Genomic DNA, 20,302 nt, shown 5'->3' with positions numbered 1-20,302 from the left:
TTGAATGTGTTTGTGATTATTTTTCTAATGGTTTACGAAGGTAACCGTAAACTACACCACTGACAATTGCTCCTACCAAGACAAAGACAAGGTAAAGAAGAGCATTTGAAGTAAGGGCGATAACGAAGATTCCTCCGTGAGGAGCCATGAGTTTGATATTTGCAAGACCAACGAGTCCACCTGCTACCGCTGAACCAAGGATGAAGCTCGGGATAGCACGAGCTGGGTCTGCTGCACCAAATGGAATCGCACCTTCAGTGATAAATGACAAGCCCATAACGATGTTCGTCAAACCAGAGTTACGTTCTTCTTTGGTAAATTTATTCTTAAAGAGAAGCGTTGCCACAAAGATTGCAAGTGGTGGAACCATTCCTCCAGCCATAACTGCTGCCATGGCTACTGAACCACCTGTTGCCACTGTTGCTGCAAGAGTACCAGTACCAAAGACGTAGGCTGCTTTATTGACAGGGCCACCCATATCGACAGCCATCATTCCTCCAAGAACGACTCCAAGAAGGACAGCTGATCCACCTTCAAGACCACCAAGGAAGTTGTTCATACCAGTGTTGATTGCAGCCATTGGGATATTAACAGCTAGCATGACAAAGCCTGTCAAGATTGTTCCAAAAAGCGGCAAGAGAAGGATTGATTTAGCACCTTCAAGTGAGCGAGGAACCTTCACGTATTTCTTAACCAAGAGCACCAAGGCACCAGCGATAAATCCACCTACGAGGGCTCCTAGGAAACCTGATGATACCCCTGCAAGGGCTGAAGTTGCTTCGCCACCTTGTGCGTAAGGGATTTTACCAAAGGCATAACCTTCTTTAGCGATAGCACCAGCTACGAAACCGGCTACCAAACCTGGTTTTTCAGCGATTGAGTAAGCAACATATCCTGCAAATACTGGAAGCATTAAACCAAAGGCAGAACCACCAATTTTCATGAACATCGAAGCGAGTTCATGGTAAGAACCAAGATTTCCAAGGCTCTCATTAGGCACACCCAAAGCACCGTCAATCAAGAAGGCGAGGGCAATCATGATACCTCCACCGATAACGAATGGCAACATTTGGGATACACCACTCATCAAGTGTTTGTAGAAGGCACCACCTAGACTTTGTTTTTCATTAGATGCTGTTGAAGCTTGTGCTCCGTTAGCAGCATGGTATACTTCAGCATTACCTGAAAGGGCCAAGTTGATCAATTCTTCTGTCTTACGAATACCATCTGCAACTGGACGGTTCACCAATGGTTTACCATCGAAACGATCCATCTCAACTGCTTTATCTGCAGCGATGATAACAGCTTTGGCATTGCGGATATCTTCTGCTGTCAATTTGTTGCCAACACCGCTAGCACCGTTGGTTTCAACCTTGATACCAACACCCATTTCCGCAGCCACTTTTTGAAGAGCTTCTTGGGCCATGTATGTGTGGGCAATTCCTGTTGTACAAGCTGTAACTGCTACGATAAAGTCACCAGATTCATTTGCAGGAGCTTGAACTGGTTCTTGAGCTTTTTCTGAAGCTTGGTCAAAGAGTTCAATGACTTGATCAGCTGATGTTACTTGACGAAGTTTATCAGCAAATCCGTCTTTCATCAAATATTGTGACAATTCTGCCAAGGCAGCCAAGTGAGTATCATTGGCACCTTCTGGAGCAGCAATCATAAAGAAGAGATCAGTTGCTTGCCCGTCTAAACTTTCGTAGTCAACACCCTTGTTCGACTTAGCAAAGAGAACAGTAGCTTCCTTTACAGCAACATTTTTGCTGTGTGGCATAGCGATACCGTCGCCCAAGCCTGTAGAAGTCAAAGCTTCACGCGCTAAGATTCCTTCTTTAAAGGTTTCAAAATCTGTCACGTAGCCATGCTCCACCAAGCTATGAATCATTTCTTCGATAGCTGCTGTTTTTTCAGTTGCTTGCAAATCAAGCAACATGACATCTTTTCTCAATAAATCTTGAATTTTCATCTTTTTTCTACCTCAACTTTTTCATAAGTTTCTTTAATAAATGCTGCAGTTGCCAAATCATCTGAGAAGGTGGTCGCTGTTCCACATGCCACTCCCCACTTGAAGGCTTCTACTGCGTCTTTTGATTTGACAAACTCACCCGTAAATCCAGCAACCATCGAGTCACCAGCACCCACTGAGTTTTTCACGGTTCCCTTAATCGGTTTAGCAAAGTAGGTTCCATCTGATGTTACCAGAAGGGCTCCATCACCAGCCATAGAGATAATAACGTTTTGAGCACCTTTAGCCAGCAATTCTCGAGCGTATTTCTCGATTTCATCAAGGCTTTCAAGCTTGACTCCAAAGATAGCTCCAAGTTCATGATTATTTGGTTTGACCAAAAGTGGTTGATAATCCAAACTATCAATCAAGGTTTGACCTTCAAAGTCACAGACTACTTGAGCGCCTGTCTGACGTGTCAAAGCAATTAATTCTTTGTAAACAACATTACCCAAGTTTTTTGCACTTGATCCAGCAAATACTACTGTATCTTCTGCTGTCAGACTTGAAAGAATGGCTTTTAACTCTTCAAGTTGTTCGGGCTCAACATTAGGGCCTGTCCCATTGATTTCAGTTTCTTGGTCGGCTTTAATCTTAACATTGATACGCGTATCTTCTGCCACTTGGACAAATTGCGTTTCAATTTGTTCTTCAGCTAAAGTATCTGTGATAAATTTTCCAGTAAAGCCTCCGATGAAACCTGTCGCTGTATTTGGAATATCCAAACGCTTCAAGACACGGCTAACATTGATACCTTTACCACCAGCAAACTTATCATCACTATCCATACGATTAACACTACCAACTTCCACTTTGTCCAAACGGACAATGTAGTCTATAGATGGATTGAGTGTGACTGTATAAATCATACTTCTATTACCTCCGTTTTCTCTTTGATAGCTGACAAGAGCTCGTGACCCTTGCTTGTAATGACAATAGCACGTTTTATAGGAGCTACCTTAGCAAAACAAGACTGACCAATCTTGGATGAATCTGCTAGAACATATGTCTGCTTAGCATTTTCTAAGATAGCACGTTTAACAGCTCCCTCCTCCATATCTGGAGTTGTAAAGTAACCTTCATCTACACCATTCATTCCAACAAAGGCACGATCAAAGTGCAGTTGGTTAATCTGGTTGAGAGCTACTCCTCCGATACTGGCATCAGTTGTCATCTTGACTCCACCACCGATAATGACTGTTGGGATTTGCTTATCCACTAATTGAACCGCATGGTGAATGGAATTGGTTACCACTGTAATGTCTTTTCGCTCCAATTCTTTAATGAGAAAGGCTGTCGTACTTCCTGCATCCACAAAGATAACATCTTTTTCTTTAATCAGAGAAGCTGCCTTTTGAGCAATCAACTTTTTCTCTTGAAGGTTTTTGACAGATTTTTCCTGAATGGTTTCTTCTTCTTGCAAGGAATGAGGTAACTCTGCTCCACCATGCACTCGACGAAGTTTATTTTCGGACTCCAATTCATCTAAATCACGTCTGACTGTTGATTCTGAAGTATCTAACAAGCCTACCAATTTCTCTAGAGAGACGATTTTATGCTTACTCAATTCTTCTAAAATCAACTTTTTTCTCTCGCTTTTTAGCACGAACCCACCTCCTGTTAACGATTACATTATTCATTCTATCATAAAAAATATCAAAGTCAAGCATTTTTTGTCAATTTCTTTCACTTTCTATCACTGGATCCTCAACTTTAAATAAATTTGCAAGAAAGAAGGCTTTATGGTAGACTAGGTTAGTAAACAATGGAAGATTACTCAAGAGGCTTAAGAGGCCGTGTTGGAAACGCGGTAGGCGTGTTAAAGCGTGCGTGGGTTCGAATCCCATGTCTTCCGTTTAGTTTCAAAAAAGATACCCAAGAAATCTTGGGTATCTTTTTTCTTATATACTTGTTTTATAACTCGGGTGAATTTCTTAGAAAATATCAAATAACAATTTCACATTGAGAATTGTTAAGATAATGGAAACAATATAACCAAGGATGGTATTCCATTTAGCATTGGTAAATTCGCCCATCAGTGATTTCTTAGAAGTTAGATAAATCAAAGGGAAGATTGAAAATGGAAGAGCGATTGAAAGAAAGACCTGCGAATAAACCAATAACTGATCCAAGGTTTTTTCCTGATGACCAAACACAACCGCTACAATCATGACAGGCAACAAAGCAAAGAGACGAGTCGCCAAACGAATGAACCACTGAGGCAATCTCATATGCAAGAAACCTTCCATAACGATTTGTCCCGTCAAGGTACCCGTAATTGTCGAATTTTGACCACTGGCTAATAAAGCCAAGGCAAACAAGGTTGATAAGGTTGAGCTAGCTATAGCTCCTGCAATAGTAGAATCCTGCAAGGCATTATACATTTGAGAAAAGGCAGAAATCTCAGATGCATGTCCGAAAAAGAGGGCCGCCCCGAGGATTAATAGAAGGGAGTTAACGATAAAGGCCAAGGACAGTTGAAGATTTGAATCCCAGGTCATAAAGCGCACGGCTTTTCGAACATCATTCTTGTCCTTGTGATTGATTTTCCGAGTTTGAGACAAGGAAGAATGCAAATAGAGGTTATGGGGCATAACCGTTGCTCCCACGATCCCTAGTGCCAAGGTTAATTGACTTTCATGCCCTGGCAAGGGACTTTCAAATAAGGTTGCATTCGGTAGATAACCCTCAACGATTCCTTGGAAGCTTGGATGTGACAAAGCTACTAGATAGGTAAAAATTGCTAGAATGGTTAAAATCAGTGTTGTCACAATAGCTTCAATCTTCTTAAAGCCAAATTTCATCAGAAGCAATAAGAGAAAAACATCCAACACGGTCAAGAGAATTGCTATCATAATCGGAATCTTAAAGAGAAGATTGAGAGCAATCGCTGAACCTAGAACTTCTGCCAGATCTGTCGCCATCAAGGCTAATTCTAAAATCACCCATAGACTATAACGAAGCCATTTAGGTGAATGATGAGCCGTTGCTTGAGCCAGGTCCATCTGGGTTACAATACCAAGCTTTCCTGCCATCTGCTGAAGTTGCATGGCAATGAGAGATGAAATCAAGATAACAAACAAGAGACTATACTTATAGGAAGCACCACCGACTACACTGGTAATCCAGTTTCCTGGATCCATATAACCAACTGCGACAAGAGCACCCGGACCTAAAAAGGCCTTTAAATTTTGCCAGAAATGATTGTTATTTGGAGTATCGATAGATTGATTAATCTCAGAGAGTGACACTTTTTTATGAGAAGACATAGATACTTACCTCTTTCTAAACCTACTTTTTCATTATTTTCTATTAGAGAAAAATAAGATTGACTTTAAACTATTAAAACAATGAAAACTATATGAAAAACATTTAGTTTTTTCATTATTTTTCTTAAGGCACCTTAATTATAACAGAAAATATGATAAAAACTTAAGAAAATTCAGGACTTGATTTAATATTTAGGATACAACAAAATGTTGTATTCTTTTTTTGCAAAAGAATACCAAAGAATAAAATAAAAAACGTTGTAAAAACAACGTTTTAGAAAGATTTACAAAACAATGTAAATTATCAATGGAGCCGGTGGGAGTCGAACCCACGTCCAAACACCTGCTAACATATTTGTCTACAACCATAGGTTATGTATTGTTTTAACAATCCCTCGACACATAACTCAAGCCTAGGAACTGCGAGTCTATAAATCTCTTACCAAACTGCTAGACAAAGCTTGATCGTATCTCGCTAATAATAAGACCCATCATCAGACACGAGCAATCCGAATCGGGTCACGCCTGCTGGTTTTTAGGCAGCTAGAGCGTAAGAAGTGTTATTTTTTGCAGTTATATTTAACTGAGCGTTTACGTCGCCACACGAGTCGCAAAATATGCCTCATAATGCCTGTCGAATCCGTAACGACCCCAAAGACTATAAAGATATTATACCTTATCTAGGTTAAAAAAGCAAAAATGCAAGTAGATGTCTAGAAAAGTCTAGTTTTCAAGATTTCTGATAGAGCCTGATAGCCAGAAACGCTAAGGTGAAGCCCATCTGTTGTATAGTCAGATTTGAGTTGCCCTTCCTGATCGAGTAGCTCTTCAAAAGCAGACACATATTCTACCTGCATGTATGCAGAAGCTAGCTCTTGATAGGCTTGGTTCCAGGCCTTGATTTTCTCATTTGTGCGAATATAAACTGTCTGTTTGTATTCTTCCCCTTGATGAACTGGCAGAATAGAAACTAGCTTAATCTGTGACAGCGGATAGTCACGAGAAATACTTTGAATTACACTTTCAAGATTCGTTAATGCTTGACTCATTGGAACATCTTTCCCGATGTCATTGGTCCCAATCAAAAGCACAATTTGATCCACTGCATCACCATAGAGGTGGGCATCAAGGTTATCTAGTAAAAGTCCAGTTTGATAGCCTCGAATACCTCGGTTCACAATGGTCTTTGTTGTCCCTAGTAATTCTTGCAAGGGATAATACTCAACAATAGAATCTCCAATAAAGATGATATCTGGTTCAATTACAGAAATCTGGTTGAGTTCACGATACTTGGTTTGGATTTTCTCCTGCTCTTTTAAGAGCCAATTTTCTAATAGCTGTACTGCCAAGTTATTCTCCTCTTTCTAGCCAGTTCTCTAAAACTTTGTAAACACCCGCCTGACTGTTGGCTGGAGCTACTTTTGTCGCAACTCTCTTAACAGCCTCTTCTGCATTTTCCATAGCGTATGAAATTCCGGCCAACTCTAACATTTCAATGTCATTTTCACTATCACCGAAGGCCATGATTTGTTCAGGTTTTAAGTTCCAACGTCTGAGTAATTCTACTAGCCCCCACGCCTTATGAATCCCATCTTGTAAGATATCAATACAGCCATAACCGCTGGAAACAGCTCGCACATGCCCATCAAACAAGTCATTAATTTCCTGTAAAACCGAATCGGATCGTTCTTCACCAACTACCATACTCATCTTGAGAACACCACCGAAGAGATTAGAGTCAAATTCATCGACAAAGTTCATTCGTTGATAGAGCTTCTCAATCATCTCTGGAGTCATAAATTTATCAAGTTCTGTAAAAACAGTACCTTTCTTTACAAAACCACCATTCATCGCAGTTACGACAAACTGATCCTGACATTCTCTACCTTTAAAATGAGCTAAAGCCCTATCAACCATGGCATCATCCCAAGTTTGTGCTTGAATCAATTCATTATTTTCGAATATCCGAGCACCATTAGCAACTACCAGAACGACTCTTTCTGCTAGATGTCCCAGTAATTGTCGCATACGATGAACTTCATTTCCAGTCGCAATGACAAACCGAACGCCACGGTGGTCCAGCTTATCCAAAATTTTCTCTAAGCGAGGAAGGTCTAGTTGACCTCTTGGATCTAACAAAGTACCATCCATATCCGTTGCTACTATCTTAATTTCCATTTTGTCTCCTTGAGATTCGAATCACTACCACTTCAAACCTACATGTTCATTCATTTCTTTATAGGCTGTATCAATCCGTTCCTTGGTAGCCTCGTCTAACTGACTACGGTATTTCCCACCCTCAATAAAGTCTTCCAGGATATAAGTTTGGTAAAGATAGAGTGGGTATCCTTCTGGAGAATAGCCTCCCTTTGGAGTCCTACTCACCCAGCTTGGATGGGCTTGGGCAGTTTCGATAGTCGTTTTACCAGATTTCTTCTTAATGGTCACATCCATGAGAACTCCACGTTCCGTCCACTTGGCATTTTCAACATCCTGCATGGTTTCAATCCGTTGATTTGAGATGAAATTCCCCATAGAGTAAATGATAAGCTTTTTATCACCTTCTTTTTCAACCGTTTCAGCTGGTTCAACAACGTGAGGATGACCACCAAAGATAATATCAGCACCCCAATCAATCATTTTATGGTAAAGTTTCTTTTGCTCCTCAGTCGGCTCAATTTGATACTCAACTCCCATCTGAGGCATGATAATTGTAATATCTGCCTCTTTCTCTGCTCGCTCAATTTCAGCCTTCATTTTATCTTCATCTAAGTCTGAAAGATAGCGATTATAATCCTCTTGAGAAATGCTTTGTTCAATGCCATTAAAACCATAGGAATAGGCTAAAATAGCAACTTTAATTCCGTTGACTTCCTTGATAACTAAAGGCGCCTTATCTCTAGCTTCATGAGTATAAACACCGACTGGTGTCATTCCTGCCTTTTCAATAGCATCCGCAGTTGATACCACTCCCTCAATCTGAGAATCCAAGATATGATTGTGAGCCAAGTCTAGCACTTGATAGCCTGCATCTTTTATAGCATCCATAACTTCACCAGGTGCATTAAACAAAGGATAACCTGCAAGATAGTGATCTTTATTTACGGTTCCTTCAAAATCACCAAGAACTAAGTCAGCTTGCTTCAGCCAAGGTTTTACGTATTCAAAGTTTTCATGAAAATCGTAGCTACCGTCTGATTTTTTAGCTGAAATGTAGATGATGTCATGGTAAAGCAAATCACCATTTGCCATGATGCGAGCACTTGTTTCCTGTTCCGTTACAGTAGTTTTCTCCTTAGAATCAGCACTCTGACTCACTGTAGTTACACTACTATTCACTAATGGAATCCCCTTTATCCCTTCAGATAATAAGGTCAATGCCATAGAAATAGCAACTACGATTAACAAAACCACAATAAAGGTTTTATTACTCCATTGGCGATAGTTTCTAAAAAAACGAATAAATTTTCTGACAAGTCCTAAGACAGGATCTTTTTGATTTCTACTACTACGTTTTTCCATATCTTTTCTCCTTGCTTTTTGATGCAAGTCTCCTTACTTTATTATACCACAGACAAATTGGTATTTCCTTTTATTAGCAACTTCTGTGACTTTCTTTCTCAACTATTTTGTGTTATCATGGAATTGTAATGGAAGGAAGGAGAGAAGATGTCTGCTATAGAACGTATTACAAAAGCTTCACATTTAATCGATATGAAAGATATTATCCGCGAGGGCAATCCAACCCTACGTGCAGTTGCCGAGGAAGTCACTTTCCCATTGAGTGATCAAGATATCATTCTCGGAGAGAAAATGATGCAATTTTTAAAACATTCGCAAGACCCAGTTATGGCTGAAAAGTTAGGTCTACGTGGAGGAGTCGGACTTGCTGCACCACAATTAGATATCTCAAAACGCATCATTGCTGTTTTAGTTCCTAATATCACTGAGGAAGGTGAAACACCTCAAGAAGCCTATGACTTACAAGCTGTTATGTACAATCCTAAGATTGTCTCACACTCAGTCCAAGACGCTGCTCTAGGAGAGGGAGAAGGTTGCCTATCAGTCGATCGTGCTGTCCCAGGTTATGTTATCCGTCACGCTCGAGTGACTGTTGACTACTTTGACAAGGATGGTGAAAAACATCGCATCAAGCTAAAAGGCTACAACTCCATCGTTGTACAACATGAAATCGACCACTTAAATGGTGTTATGTTTTATGATCGTATCAATGAAAAGGATCCTTTCGCAGTCAAAGAAGGTTTACTCATTCTGGAATAAAGAAAATCCCGTTCAACAACGGGGTTTTATGTTATAATAGAGCCATGAAAACAAATGATATTGTCTATGGCGTTCACGCCGTTACCGAAGCACTGTTAGCAAATACTGGAAACAAACTCTATCTCCAGGATGATTTACGAGGTAAGAATGTAGAAAAAGTCAAGGAACTGGCAACTGAAAAGAAAGTATCCATTTCTTGGACTTCAAAAAAATCTCTTTCCGAAATGACTGAAGGAGCTGTCCACCAAGGTTTTGTCCTACGTGTTTCTGAATTTGCCTATACTGAACTTGAGCAGATTCTTGCCAAAACCCGTCAAGAAGAAAACCCACTAGTATTGATCCTCGATGGACTAACTGACCCTCATAACTTAGGTTCTATCCTAAGAACGGCAGATGCAACCAACGTTTCAGGTGTTATTATTCCAAAACATCGAGCTGTTGGTGTGACACCCGTAGTTGCAAAAACAGCAACAGGTGCTATCGAGCACGTCCCCATTGCTCGCGTAACCAATCTCAGCCAAACTTTGGATAAACTTAAAGAAGAGGGCTTTTGGACCTTTGGTACTGATATGAATGGAACTCCTTGCCATAAATGGAACACCAGTGGAAAGGTCGCCCTCATTATCGGAAATGAAGGAAAAGGTATCTCAAGTAACATCAAAAAGCAAGTGGACGAGATGATCACTATTCCAATGAATGGACATGTACAGAGTCTCAATGCAAGCGTTGCTGCTGCTATTCTTATGTACGAAGTCTTCCGCAATCGATTATAAAAAAGTTTCCAATCAAATGATTGGAAACTTTTTTAACTGTGTTCAGTAATATATTTATAGGCTTCTTGACCTGCAATAGCAGCATCTCCAACTGCTGTTGTAACTTGGCGAAGGTCTTTCTGACGAACATCTCCAACTGCAAAGACACCTGCAACACTTGTCTTCATGTGGTCATCTGTCACAATCCAACCTGACTCATCTTGGATTTGTAAATCTTTTGTAAAATCGCTAACTGGATCTAAACCAACATAGATGAAGACGCCTCCAAAGGCATGTTCAGTCACTTGATTTGTTTTAACATTTTCAATGACAACTGACTCCACACGGTTTTCACCCTTAATTTCTTTGACAACAGAATCCCAAATGAAGTTGATTTTTTCATTGGCAAAGGCGCGATCTTGCAAGACTTTTTGAGCACGAAGCTCATCACGACGGTGAACGATGGTTACAGTTTTGGCAAACTGTGTTAAGAAGATTGCTTCCTCAACCGCTGAGTCACCACCACCTACAACCAACAAATCTTGGTCACGGAAAAAGGCTCCATCACAAACCGCACAGTAAGAAACACCTCGACTGTTGAGTTCTTCTTCTCCTGGAACGCCTAAGAGTCGGTGCTTAGAACCAGTCGCCACAATAACTGTGCGAGTTTCAAATTCTTCATTGTCTGTGATTACTTTCTTAACATCACCATGGTCCTCAATATTTTCTACAAAGCCATAGAGATGCTCAACACCTAGATTTTCAAGAGGTTCAAACATCTTTTCTGCTAACTCAGGTCCACTAATGTTAGCATAACCTGGATAGTTTTCAATGTCAGAAGTATTGTTCATCTGACCGCCAGGAAGACCACCTTCAATCAAAGCTACTTTGAGATTGCTACGAGCTGCATACAAGGCTGCAGTCATCCCAGCAGGACCTGCACCAACAATAATCGTATCGTACATTCTATTTCCTTCTTTCTTGTTGTAACTATTCTTATTCTAACGGATAAAATCCTATTTGACAACTATTAAGCCTTGAGAACCAACAAGATGCTCATGGTTGCAAAAGATAATACTGGAATTGTTAGAACTCCAATCATAATCATATCATAGAGGTGAGCCTGACGCTCCTTAGCAGTTTTATCCACACCTGATAGAGCTCTTAAACCAATCCAAAGCCCTAAGACAACCAAGACTAGTAAAATCGTCAAAACCAAACTCTCTAAATACAAAGCAAATAGCTGAACTAGCATGCTCTCTCTCATTTCTATTATTTTTAAAGAGCAAACCCAGTTAGCTTAGCCAACTGAGTTTTTCTTATCTTCTATTATATCAGATATAGGTCCGTTTGTAACTAGCAAAGAACTCTTTTGTTCGTTCTTCTTTAGGATGGTTGATAATCTCATCCGGTGTTCCAGATTCAATAATCTTTCCTTTATCCAAGAATAAAACCTTATCAGCTACTTGAGCAACAAATGACATATCATGACTAACCAAAACCATGGTTTGACCTGATTTTGCAGCATTGGCAATCGATCTTTCTACCTCACCAACCAATTCTGGGTCCAGTGCTGAAGTCGGTTCATCCAAAAGTAAGACGTCTGGTTTCATGGCCAGGGCACGCGCTATAGCTACCCGTTGTTTTTGCCCCCCTGACAAGTGACGCGGATAATGCTGTTCACGATCAGAAAGCCCAACCTTAGCTAGCTCTTCCTTAGCAATTTCAGTCGCTTCTTCGTCCGATAGTTTTTTAACTACCACCAAGCCTTCTTTAACATTTTCTAACGCTGTTCTACGCTCAAATAAATTAAACTGTTGGAAAACCATCGATAATTTGCGACGAAGAGTTAGAATTTCTTCTTGCGTTATTTGAGAAAAATCAACTTTGAAATCATCAATCTGAATACTTCCACTATCAGGAGTTTCTAGATAGTTTAGGCTACGAAGAAAAGTTGATTTCCCAGCTCCTGAAGAACCAATTAAGGCAACAACTTCTCCTTTTTGAATATCTAAATTCAGATGGTCCAAAACGGTTTGACCTGAAAAGGATTTGCTTAAATTTGAAATTTTAATCATTAGCGAAGCTCTCCTTTCACATCTGTCTCAACATTATCTGGTGCTGTAATAGCCATTTTTCTTTCAATGAAACGGCCAAGATTTTCAATAACGATATTTACTACCCAGTAGACAAGGGCAACTGAGATAAAACGTTCAAAGTAACGATAGTCTGCACCACCCAAAATCTGAGCTTGGGCAAAGACTTCTACAACACCTGCACTAAAGGCTAGGGAAGTCCCCTTGGTCAAGCCAATCAAGGAGTTAATCAAGGTTGGTGTTGCAACTACTGCTGCATTGGGAATAATCACACGACGATAAACTTGCGCACGTGTCATACCAAGACTACGAGCAGCTTCAATCTCACCTGGATTTACAGAAAGAATTGCCGCACGAAGAGTTTCGCTGGCATAGGCTGCCTCGTTAAAAGCAAATGCCACAATCGCAAATGTTGCTGCAGGAATAGCATTAATGTTCAGAGAAGTTCCCCATTGTTGATTCAAGGCTTTCAGAGCTAGTGGAATCCCGTAATAAGTCAACATCAGTTGGACTAAAATTGGGGTTCCTTTTAGGAAACTAACAAAAAAGGCTTGTAATGGGTATATAAATCTAACTCGGTTGATTTTCACGATAGCAAAGATTAGGGCTAGCATGATACCAAAAAAGGCACCGAATACCGTTAACATCAATGTTGTAGGTAATTGCTGTACAATTCTTGGAATCCCATCAAAGACCGAACGCCAACTAAAAAGTTTGCCATCTGGAATATATTGCATCAAATTTTGATACCAATCAGATGCTAAAATCGTTGTAACATTCATAGAAACATCCTCTCAAGATAATGATTCATTCTATCATACTTATGCTCTAATTAAAAATATTTGCTACGAGCATATCAGATTTCATCTACCTTCTAGTTTATCATACTTTAAAAGTGGGAGGTTATATATTTTACCTATCGAAGAGATAGAAAAAAACTAATTCAAATCCAAGTTATTGTATGATTTACGATAGCCAATTTGTTTTACAAGACCATTTTCAACTAGTATCGGACGTTTTAACAGCATACCATCACTGGCCAAGAGTTTGGCTGCTTCTTTGTTTGACAATGTTCCAACCTTATCTTTCAATCCGAGTTCACGATATTTGATTCCACTAGTATTGAAAAATTGCTTCAATTCAAATCCCGAAGTTTCGAGCCAGTTTAAAATGACCTTTTCACTCGGAGTCTCTTCAACGATATGAACGTCTTTATATTCTAGTCCGAGTTGATCTAATTCTTTCTTAGCTTTTTTACAAGTTGTACATTTTGGATATTCGATAAATTCTAACATTTTTTCTCTTTCTATTTTTTATTTTCTTGATAACTTGCACCTTCATGCCTCAAGAGCCAAGCCTTCTTTTCGAGTCCCCAAGCGTAGCCTGTCAGACGTCCTCCAGCACCTAGCACACGGTGACAAGGTACAAGGATAGACCAGGGATTGCGACCTACTGCTCCTCCGACTGCTTGAGCAGAAGCTACCTGCAAGTCCTTAGCTATTTGCCCATAAGTAACTGTCTGACCAAAAGGAATTCCTCGCAAGTAGTTCCAAACTCTTTTTTCAAAGTCACTACCGACAGGAGCTAAAGGAATCTCAGATAAGTCTTGATCTTGCCCCTTAAAATAAGTCTCTATATAGGAAGTAATTTGATTTAAAATGGGATGACTTTCAACAATAGTTACATCATTTTCAGATAATCCCTTCTCAAAATCGCTCTCTTCTTCAATCCATATCCCAAACAAATAGTGGTCATCTGCTACCAGAGATAGGGGGCCAATCGGTGACTTGTATAGCATCTTTGCATACTTCTTAGTCATTTGATTTTAATTTTTGATAGGCCAAGCGTTCCCCGTCTACTGGAACTTTACCAACCTGTTTGAAGCCAAGTTTTTCAAAGATATGCTGCATGGCTATGTTTTTAGCGTGCGTATCTGAACGAAAATCTAGGTAATCGAAGCCTTCAATCAAGCCTTCTAAAAAGGTCTGAGCAACACCTTGACCTTGCGCATCTCTAGCAACGGCAATACGGTGAAATACTAAGTATTCTGTTTCATTTCCCTCCCAGTTGCCATCATAAATTGCTTCATAAGCTTTTTCTGGGCTCTTAGTCACTGCTGCATAGGCTAAGAGATTACCTTCGTCTAGGGCTACATAAGCTTGACCAGAGATGATATCTTCAATAATGGTATCTGCATCTGGGTAGCCGTTTTGCCACTGAGTGCTACCAGCTTCTGCCAAACATTTCTTGGCTCCTTCAATCACTTGTATAATTGCGTCAACTTCGTTTGGAAATGCTAAGCGAATCTCCATCATTTATCCTCTTTTCATACTATTTTCTCTCATCATAGCATAAATTATTTCTTTCTACAAGCACTTGAAACTTGACTTATTATTTCTAATATTTTATAATCTAGTTATTAAAACTAGATAAAAAGGAGTTGAAAATGAATACCACTTTTTCCTATCCAAAATGGGAAGAAATTCCAAGTATCAATCTCTATCTGGACCAGGTTCTGCTCTATGTCAATCAAATCTGTCCTCCAGCTTCTCCTGACAAGGAGAAAGGTTTGACAGCATCCATGGTGAACAACTATGTCAAACACGGATATATCAGTAAACCTGAAAAGAAAAAATATCAACGCAAACAAATCGCACGATTGATTGCTATTACCACTCTCAAGTCTGTTTTTTCTATCCAAGAAATTGCTCAAACCCTTAATACCCTACACACAGACACTAATTCAGAAGAACTTTACAATGCTTTTGTGGACTATATGAATGAAGATATTGATCCAGCTAATCCCATTATCCAGGCAAGCTGCCAAACGGTCAAACTCTATCATCAAACACTTGCACTAGTCTATATAGAAACCGAAGAGGAGGAAACAAATGAATACTAGTTTCAAACTTAGTAAACGACTTAGTTTTGGAGAAGAAATTGCCAACAGTGTCACCCATGCTGTAGGAGCATTTATCATGCTCATCCTACTACCCATTTCATCTACTTACAGTTATGAGGCACATGGTTTCTTATCGTCTATCGGAGTTTCCATCTTCGTCATCAGCCTCTTTCTCATGTTCTTATCATCAACTATTTATCATTCTATGGCTTATGGTTCAACTCATAAATATGTGTTACGAATTATTGACCATTCCATGATTTATGTTGCGATTGCAGGTTCTTATACACCAGTGGTTTTAACCCTGATGAATAATTGGTTTGGTTATCTCATTATTGCTATCCAATGGGGGACAACTATTTTCGGTATTCTTTATAAAATCTTTGCCAAGAAGGTCAATGAAAAATTCAGCCTCATCCTTTACCTCATCATGGGATGGCTCGTATTGGCAATCTTACCAGCAATCATCAGTCAGACAAGTCCAATGTTTTGGAGTCTTATGGTATCAGGTGGCCTTTGCTATACAGTTGGCGCTGGATTCTACGCTAAAAAGAAACCATACTTCCATATGATTTGGCATCTCTTCATTCTAGCAGCCTCTGCTCTTCAATACATTGCTATTGTTTATTACATGTAAAAAGAAGTTGGGAAAAATCCCAACCTCTTTTTTTATTTACACATATTCATAAAGTACTGATGCAAACGAAGATCATTTGTCAATTCAGGATGAAAGGAGGTTACCAGCATATTCTTTTCTTGTGCCGCAACGATTTGATTGTTCATAATCGCTAGAACATCAACACTGTCACCAACACTACTGATAATTGGGCCACGGATAAAGGTCATTGGAATTTTACCAACGCCCTTGCAGTCAGCTTCTGTATAAAAGCTTCCTAGCTGACGTCCATAGGCATTGCGCTCTACTACTATGTCCATAGTCGCTAGATGGCTTTCCTCTTTAGAAGTGATTTGTTTTGCTAGCAAAATTAAACCCGCACAAGTTCCAAAGACTGGTAAACCATTGAGAATAGCCTCTCTTATAGGAATGAGCATCTGCTGATCTCGCAACAGTTTCCCCATAGTTGTAGACTCTCCCCCTGGCAAGATTAACCCAGACAGGTCACTCTGGTGTTGCTGAAAATCTTCTAGGTTTCGCAGTTCAATACTTTCAACTCCTAGTTGAGCAAGCATTTTCTCGTGTTCTACAAAGGCACCTTGCAAGGCCAAGATTCCGATTTTCATCTATTTTCCTCGCTCAGCCATGAGAATTTGGATTTCGTTCTCGTTGATACCTACCATGGCTTCTCCCAAGTCTTCAGAGATTTGAGCTAGAATTTGAGGATTCTGATAATTGGTAACAGCTTTGACAATTGCTGCCGCACGTTTAACAGGATCACCTGATTTGAAAATCCCTGAGCCAACAAACACACCTTCTGCACCTAGTTGCATCATAAGAGCAGCGTCCGCTGGTGTTGCAACCCCTCCAGCTGCAAAGTTGACAACTGGTAATTTCCCATTTTCGTGGACATATTGAACTAATTCTACAGGTACTTGGAGTTCTTTTGCAGCAACATATAACTCGTCCTCACGGAGGTTTTGAATGCGGCGAATTTCTTGATTCATCATACGCATATGACGAACCGCCTGAACGATGTCTCCTGTTCCTGGTTCCCCTTTTGTACGGATCATAGAAGCTCCTTCAGCGATACGACGCAAGGCTTCTCCTAGATCTTTAGCACCACAAACAAAAGGAACTTGAAATTCTTTCTTGTCCACATGGAAACGGTCATCAGCTGGAGATAGAACTTCGCTCTCATCGATATAGTCAATCTCGATAGCCTCTAAAATCTGTGCTTCAACAAAATGCCCAATTCGAACCTTAGCCATAACTGGAATGCTGACTGCTTCTTGGATTTCCTTAATCATCTTTGGATCACTCATGCGAGAGACACCACCCGCCGCACGAATATCAGCTGGGATTCGTTCCAAAGCCATAACTGCTGCCGCACCTGCAGCCTCAGCAATTCTTGCCTGTTCAGGGTTTTGGACATCCATGATGACGCCACCTTTAAGCATCTGTGCTAAATTCTTATTTAATTCATAACGATTTTCAGTCATTTTTTTCATCCTCAATAGTTGTATTGGTAGCTACAGTTTTATTGTAAGGTATAAAAGACTGCATAACAAGATAAAATAAATCGATTTGTCCGGGTACAATTATCTCTATCACAAAAAAAGCACCCACATTGGGTACTTTTATTTCTTAGATTTTTTAATACTTTTCACAAGATAAAAGAGATATCCTGAAACCATGTAGGCAACAAAAATAGTTGCCGCCCATTTAAAGACAAAGCCCCAACCATGTTTGGTAGCATTCAAAAAGAAATAAGGGAAGGGACTATCCTTAGCATTAGGAACATCCATCTTTAGAACAAAACCGTTTAAGAGGGCAAAAATCATATAAAGCAAAGGAAGGCTAGTCCAAAGCATGGGATCAACTAACTTATATTGACGACTCTTATCAAAAATAATTGTATCTGCTAAAAACCAGAGAGGGACAATATAATGACAAAGGAAATTTTCCAAACGGTAAAAATCTGTCGTCAAAGGAGCTAGCATGAAATGATAGATGACACAAGTAATCATAATACTCATAGTGACGCCACCTTTGAGACGTAGAATACCAGGACTCTGCCAACTATCACCTCCACTACGCATCTTTAACAAAAGATAACCTGTAAAAAGTACAACCAAAAGGTTAGAAAGTACTGTGTAGTATAGCAACATCCCTAAACCACCGCGTTTGGTAATCTCCAAGTATACACCGGTAAAGGCTGCTATAAATAAAAAGATACGACTATAAAATATTACTTTTTCATTTTTAATCATGATTAAATCTTCTTCACAAATTCTGATTTAAGCTTCATAGCACCAAAACCATCAATCTTACAGTCAATGTTATGGTCACCTTCTACAATACGGATGTTTTTCACACGAGTTCCTTGTTTGAGGTCTTTAGGAGCACCTTTTACCTTCAAATCTTTAATCAAGGTTACTGTATCTCCATCAGCTAGTTTGTTTCCATTTGCATCGATGGCAACAAGTCCTTCTTCAACTTCTGCTTGCTCAGCAGGATTCCACTCGTAAGCACATTCTGGGCAAACAAGAAGTGCGCCATCTTCATATACATATTCTGAATTACATTTTGGGCAATTTGGTAATTGACTCATGTTATCTCCTTAATAAATTTATGATTATTTGAATGTCAAATTTTCTTCAACAGCAACTATTATACCTTAAAACAGACTATTTGACAAATCATGATAAAAAAACGACAAACCGAAATTCAGTTCATCGTTTTTATAGTTCTTATAGATGTTTTTGAGCTTCTGATTTAATTTTTTCAATAACTTCTAAAATAGAGAGGCCAGTCGTATCCAAATAGATTGCATCCTCAGCTTGCTTGAGAGGTGAAGTTTCACGATGACTATCTTTATAATCACGCGCAGCAATCTCTTCTTTCAAAGTTTCCAAATCTGTTTCGATTCCCTTTGAAAGATTTTCCTTATAACGACGTTCCGCACGCTCATCTACAGATGCTACTAGAAAAATCTTCAATTCAGCCTGAGGCAAGACTACTGTTCCAATATCGCGGCCATCCATAACGATACCACCTTGTCGGGCAATTTCTTGCTGAAGGGCTACCAATTTTTCACGAACAGCTGGAATAGCAGCAAAGGCAGAAACAGCATTGGTTACTTCATTTTCTCGGATTGGATTCGTTACATCGACATCTCCAACAAAAACAAGCTGTTCTCCTGTTTCAGCGCGACCAAAGCTAATCGGATATTGTTCCAGTAATTCAAGAAGTCGTGAAGACTCCTCTGGACTTATTTGGTTGTTCAAAGCGATGTAAGTGGCAGCACGATACATAGCACCCGTATCCAGATAAGTATAGCCAAAGTCTTTAGCGATAATCTTAGCTACCGTACTCTTACCACTGGAAGCTGGCCCATCAATAGCAATCTGAATTGTTTTCATCGTCACTCCTATCTTATCTTAAGGACATCACCAGGATTTGCAAACCAAGTTCCAGTAGACATATGACCAGGGTTTAAAGCTTCAAGTTGAGCAATGGAGATTCCAGCTCGAGTAGCAATGGCTGCTTCACCCTCTCCTGGCAAGACTGTAATTGTTCCTTCAGAATCAGTATGCGCCTCTGTATGTTCTTGTTGAGTTGTCTCTGCTTCTGTTGACTGAGTAGTTGTAGCAACTGTTGTAACTTCTTCTACTTTTGGAGCTGAAGAATCATAAAAATCTTTCAGAGCTGAAGTACGGTTGCTTCCACCTGATGACAAGTAGACTAATACAACTACCATACCAACAACAATGACAAAGAAAAGAACAGCCAAAACAGTTAAAATACGATTCGCAATGACACCTGAATCATTTTTGTTTCGTTGACGGCGTTCTGTTCTTGATTCCTCTTCTTGGTTTTCATAAATATCTTCTTGCCACGGTTCCTTTTCCATACCTTACTCCTTGAGTTTTTTTTAGTTTCTTATTACAATATAAATATGAAGATTAGACTTATACCTGAACGTTGCATCGCTTGTGGGCTCTGCCAAACTTATTCAGAATTATTTGATTACCATGATAATGGTATTGTCCGTTTTTTCGATGATCCTAAGCAATCAGAAAGAGAAATTTCTTGTAGCGACGATGTTTTAGAAGCCGTTAAAAATTGCCCTACTCGTGCTCTGATTATAGATGAATCTTAAAATTTGGTGGAACATTGATCTCTAATTTCCACTCCTTCTAGTTTAGCATATTTTTCTAGAAAATTATAGTCTTTTGCTAGCTATTTTTATACAATTTCACTTTTATTTTTTCTGATATTTTAATAATAAATAAAGTGTTCTTTTAAGACGTTTTCTATCACATAATCACTAAGCAAATTTTTTATTTCAACCACATATAAAGTTATAAGA

At 39.5% G+C, this 20,302-nt stretch carries 25 protein-coding genes, 1 tRNA gene and 1 other RNA gene; 6 read left to right on the top strand and 21 right to left on the bottom strand.

Annotation, left to right across the window (positions count from 1 at the left end; all coding sequences use genetic code 11):
• Positions 1-16 precede the first annotated feature (16 nt).
• The 3 genes from LG369_RS02750 to LG369_RS02740 are packed head-to-tail and all read right to left on the bottom strand — an operon-like array spanning position 17 to position 3,617.
• Positions 17-1,972, bottom strand: coding sequence for a fructose-specific PTS transporter subunit EIIC (locus LG369_RS02750; RefSeq protein WP_225750162.1), 1,956 nt, complete (start codon positions 1,970-1,972; stop codon positions 17-19).
• Positions 1,969-2,880: a 1-phosphofructokinase gene (gene pfkB, locus LG369_RS02745; protein WP_225750161.1), complete on the bottom strand. Its 912-nt coding sequence runs from the start codon at positions 2,878-2,880 to the stop codon at positions 1,969-1,971. The genes LG369_RS02750 and pfkB overlap by 4 nt, the downstream gene beginning before the upstream one ends.
• A complete protein-coding gene (locus LG369_RS02740) occupies positions 2,877-3,617 on the bottom strand; it encodes a DeoR/GlpR family DNA-binding transcription regulator (protein ID WP_225750160.1) in 741 nt (246 codons plus the stop codon). The genes pfkB and LG369_RS02740 overlap by 4 nt, the downstream gene beginning before the upstream one ends.
• 161 nt (positions 3,618-3,778) lie before the next feature.
• On the opposite strand from LG369_RS02740, the gene LG369_RS02735 reads away from it, so the two are divergent.
• Positions 3,779-3,866 (top strand) — tRNA-Ser (locus LG369_RS02735).
• Positions 3,867-3,945: 79 nt separating this feature from the next.
• Here the strand turns inward: LG369_RS02735 and LG369_RS02730 are convergent.
• The 5 genes from LG369_RS02730 to LG369_RS02710 form a co-directional block, all read right to left on the bottom strand.
• Positions 3,946-5,280 (bottom strand): Nramp family divalent metal transporter, encoded by a 1,335-nt coding sequence (locus tag LG369_RS02730; protein ID WP_225750159.1) that lies wholly within the window; start codon positions 5,278-5,280, stop codon positions 3,946-3,948.
• 305 nt (positions 5,281-5,585) lie between these two features.
• Positions 5,586-5,933: a transfer-messenger RNA gene (gene ssrA / locus LG369_RS02725) on the bottom strand.
• A 60-nt stretch (positions 5,934-5,993) separates the two neighbouring features.
• The gene (locus LG369_RS02720) at positions 5,994-6,629 is read right to left on the bottom strand and encodes an SGNH/GDSL hydrolase family protein (RefSeq protein ID WP_070677527.1); all 636 of its coding nucleotides are present in this window, start codon (positions 6,627-6,629) and stop codon (positions 5,994-5,996) included.
• Between the two features lies 1 nt (position 6,630).
• On the bottom strand, positions 6,631-7,458 hold the full coding sequence (locus LG369_RS02715; protein ID WP_070677529.1) for a Cof-type HAD-IIB family hydrolase: 828 nt from the start codon (positions 7,456-7,458) through the stop codon (positions 6,631-6,633).
• A gap of 24 nt (positions 7,459-7,482) precedes the next feature.
• Positions 7,483-8,802, bottom strand: coding sequence for a CapA family protein (locus LG369_RS02710; RefSeq protein ID WP_070677531.1), 1,320 nt, complete (start codon positions 8,800-8,802; stop codon positions 7,483-7,485).
• 147 nt (positions 8,803-8,949) lie between these two features.
• Between LG369_RS02710 and def the strand changes: the two genes are divergently transcribed.
• A complete protein-coding gene (def, locus tag LG369_RS02705) occupies positions 8,950-9,561 on the top strand; it encodes a peptide deformylase (RefSeq protein WP_070677533.1) in 612 nt (203 codons plus the stop codon).
• A gap of 44 nt (positions 9,562-9,605) precedes the next feature.
• Positions 9,606-10,334 carry a 23S rRNA (guanosine(2251)-2'-O)-methyltransferase RlmB gene (gene rlmB, locus LG369_RS02700; protein WP_070677535.1) on the top strand — a complete coding sequence of 243 codons (729 nt, stop codon included), beginning with the start codon at positions 9,606-9,608 and terminating at the stop codon, positions 10,332-10,334.
• A 32-nt stretch (positions 10,335-10,366) separates the two neighbouring features.
• Here the strand turns inward: rlmB and trxB are convergent, their stop codons facing one another.
• From trxB to LG369_RS02665, 7 genes are all read right to left on the bottom strand, one after another.
• Positions 10,367-11,278, bottom strand: a complete 912-nt coding sequence (gene trxB / locus LG369_RS02695; protein ID WP_225750158.1) for a thioredoxin-disulfide reductase — start codon at positions 11,276-11,278, stop codon at positions 10,367-10,369.
• A 65-nt stretch (positions 11,279-11,343) separates the two neighbouring features.
• A complete protein-coding gene (locus tag LG369_RS02690; RefSeq protein ID WP_195183931.1) occupies positions 11,344-11,568 on the bottom strand; it encodes a DUF4059 family protein in 225 nt (74 codons plus the stop codon).
• 79 nt (positions 11,569-11,647) lie between these two features.
• Positions 11,648-12,391 carry an amino acid ABC transporter ATP-binding protein gene (locus LG369_RS02685; protein ID WP_006148814.1) on the bottom strand — a complete coding sequence of 248 codons (744 nt, stop codon included), beginning with the start codon at positions 12,389-12,391 and terminating at the stop codon, positions 11,648-11,650.
• Positions 12,391-13,191 (bottom strand): amino acid ABC transporter permease, encoded by an 801-nt coding sequence (locus LG369_RS02680; protein WP_004253929.1) that lies wholly within the window; start codon positions 13,189-13,191, stop codon positions 12,391-12,393. Before LG369_RS02680 ends, LG369_RS02685 begins: the two co-directional genes overlap by 1 nt.
• Positions 13,192-13,347: 156 nt before the next feature.
• Complete coding sequence (locus tag LG369_RS02675; protein ID WP_006148818.1) at positions 13,348-13,704, bottom strand: Spx/MgsR family RNA polymerase-binding regulatory protein; 357 nt, start codon at positions 13,702-13,704, stop codon at positions 13,348-13,350.
• 11 nt (positions 13,705-13,715) lie between these two features.
• Positions 13,716-14,228, bottom strand: a complete 513-nt coding sequence (locus tag LG369_RS02670; RefSeq protein WP_413252021.1) for a methylated-DNA--[protein]-cysteine S-methyltransferase — start codon at positions 14,226-14,228, stop codon at positions 13,716-13,718.
• Entirely contained in the window at positions 14,221-14,721 is a 501-nt protein-coding gene (locus LG369_RS02665; RefSeq protein ID WP_225750488.1) for a GNAT family N-acetyltransferase, read from the bottom strand. The genes LG369_RS02670 and LG369_RS02665 overlap by 8 nt, the downstream gene beginning before the upstream one ends.
• A gap of 134 nt (positions 14,722-14,855) precedes the next feature.
• On the opposite strand from LG369_RS02665, the gene LG369_RS02660 reads away from it, so the two are divergent.
• Both LG369_RS02660 and trhA read left to right on the top strand, forming a co-directional pair.
• Positions 14,856-15,311, top strand: a complete 456-nt coding sequence (locus tag LG369_RS02660) for a DUF1836 domain-containing protein (RefSeq protein WP_225750157.1) — start codon at positions 14,856-14,858, stop codon at positions 15,309-15,311.
• Complete coding sequence (gene trhA, locus LG369_RS02655; RefSeq protein WP_004253913.1) at positions 15,301-15,948, top strand: PAQR family membrane homeostasis protein TrhA; 648 nt, start codon at positions 15,301-15,303, stop codon at positions 15,946-15,948. Before LG369_RS02660 ends, trhA begins: the two co-directional genes overlap by 11 nt.
• A gap of 32 nt (positions 15,949-15,980) precedes the next feature.
• Here the strand turns inward: trhA and pdxT are convergent, their stop codons facing one another.
• The 6 genes from pdxT to LG369_RS02625 form a co-directional block, all read right to left on the bottom strand.
• A complete protein-coding gene (pdxT, locus tag LG369_RS02650; protein ID WP_225750156.1) occupies positions 15,981-16,553 on the bottom strand; it encodes a pyridoxal 5'-phosphate synthase glutaminase subunit PdxT in 573 nt (190 codons plus the stop codon).
• Positions 16,554-17,429, bottom strand: a complete 876-nt coding sequence (pdxS, locus tag LG369_RS02645) for a pyridoxal 5'-phosphate synthase lyase subunit PdxS (protein ID WP_004253907.1) — start codon at positions 17,427-17,429, stop codon at positions 16,554-16,556. It abuts the gene before it with no gap.
• Between the two features lie 138 nt (positions 17,430-17,567).
• Complete coding sequence (locus tag LG369_RS02640; RefSeq protein ID WP_049494849.1) at positions 17,568-18,200, bottom strand: Pr6Pr family membrane protein; 633 nt, start codon at positions 18,198-18,200, stop codon at positions 17,568-17,570.
• A 2-nt stretch (positions 18,201-18,202) separates the two neighbouring features.
• A complete protein-coding gene (locus LG369_RS02635) occupies positions 18,203-18,541 on the bottom strand; it encodes a zinc ribbon domain-containing protein YjdM (RefSeq protein WP_225750155.1) in 339 nt (112 codons plus the stop codon).
• 139 nt (positions 18,542-18,680) lie between these two features.
• Positions 18,681-19,352 (bottom strand): (d)CMP kinase, encoded by a 672-nt coding sequence (gene cmk / locus LG369_RS02630; RefSeq protein ID WP_225750154.1) that lies wholly within the window; start codon positions 19,350-19,352, stop codon positions 18,681-18,683.
• Positions 19,353-19,360: 8 nt separating this feature from the next.
• Complete coding sequence (locus LG369_RS02625) at positions 19,361-19,843, bottom strand: SAG1386/EF1546 family surface-associated protein (RefSeq protein ID WP_225750153.1); 483 nt, start codon at positions 19,841-19,843, stop codon at positions 19,361-19,363.
• 45 nt (positions 19,844-19,888) lie between these two features.
• Here LG369_RS02625 and LG369_RS02620 point away from each other — a divergent pair, with 45 nt between their 5' ends.
• Positions 19,889-20,092, top strand: a complete 204-nt coding sequence (locus LG369_RS02620; protein ID WP_074324237.1) for a ferredoxin — start codon at positions 19,889-19,891, stop codon at positions 20,090-20,092.
• The last annotated feature ends 210 nt before the right edge of the window (positions 20,093-20,302 follow it).

Source organism: Streptococcus sp. Marseille-Q4154 (genome assembly GCF_916700545.1).
Classification (GTDB): Bacteria; Bacillota; Bacilli; order Lactobacillales; family Streptococcaceae; genus Streptococcus; species Streptococcus infantis_I.
This window is presented reverse-complemented; position numbering and strand designations above follow the sequence as displayed.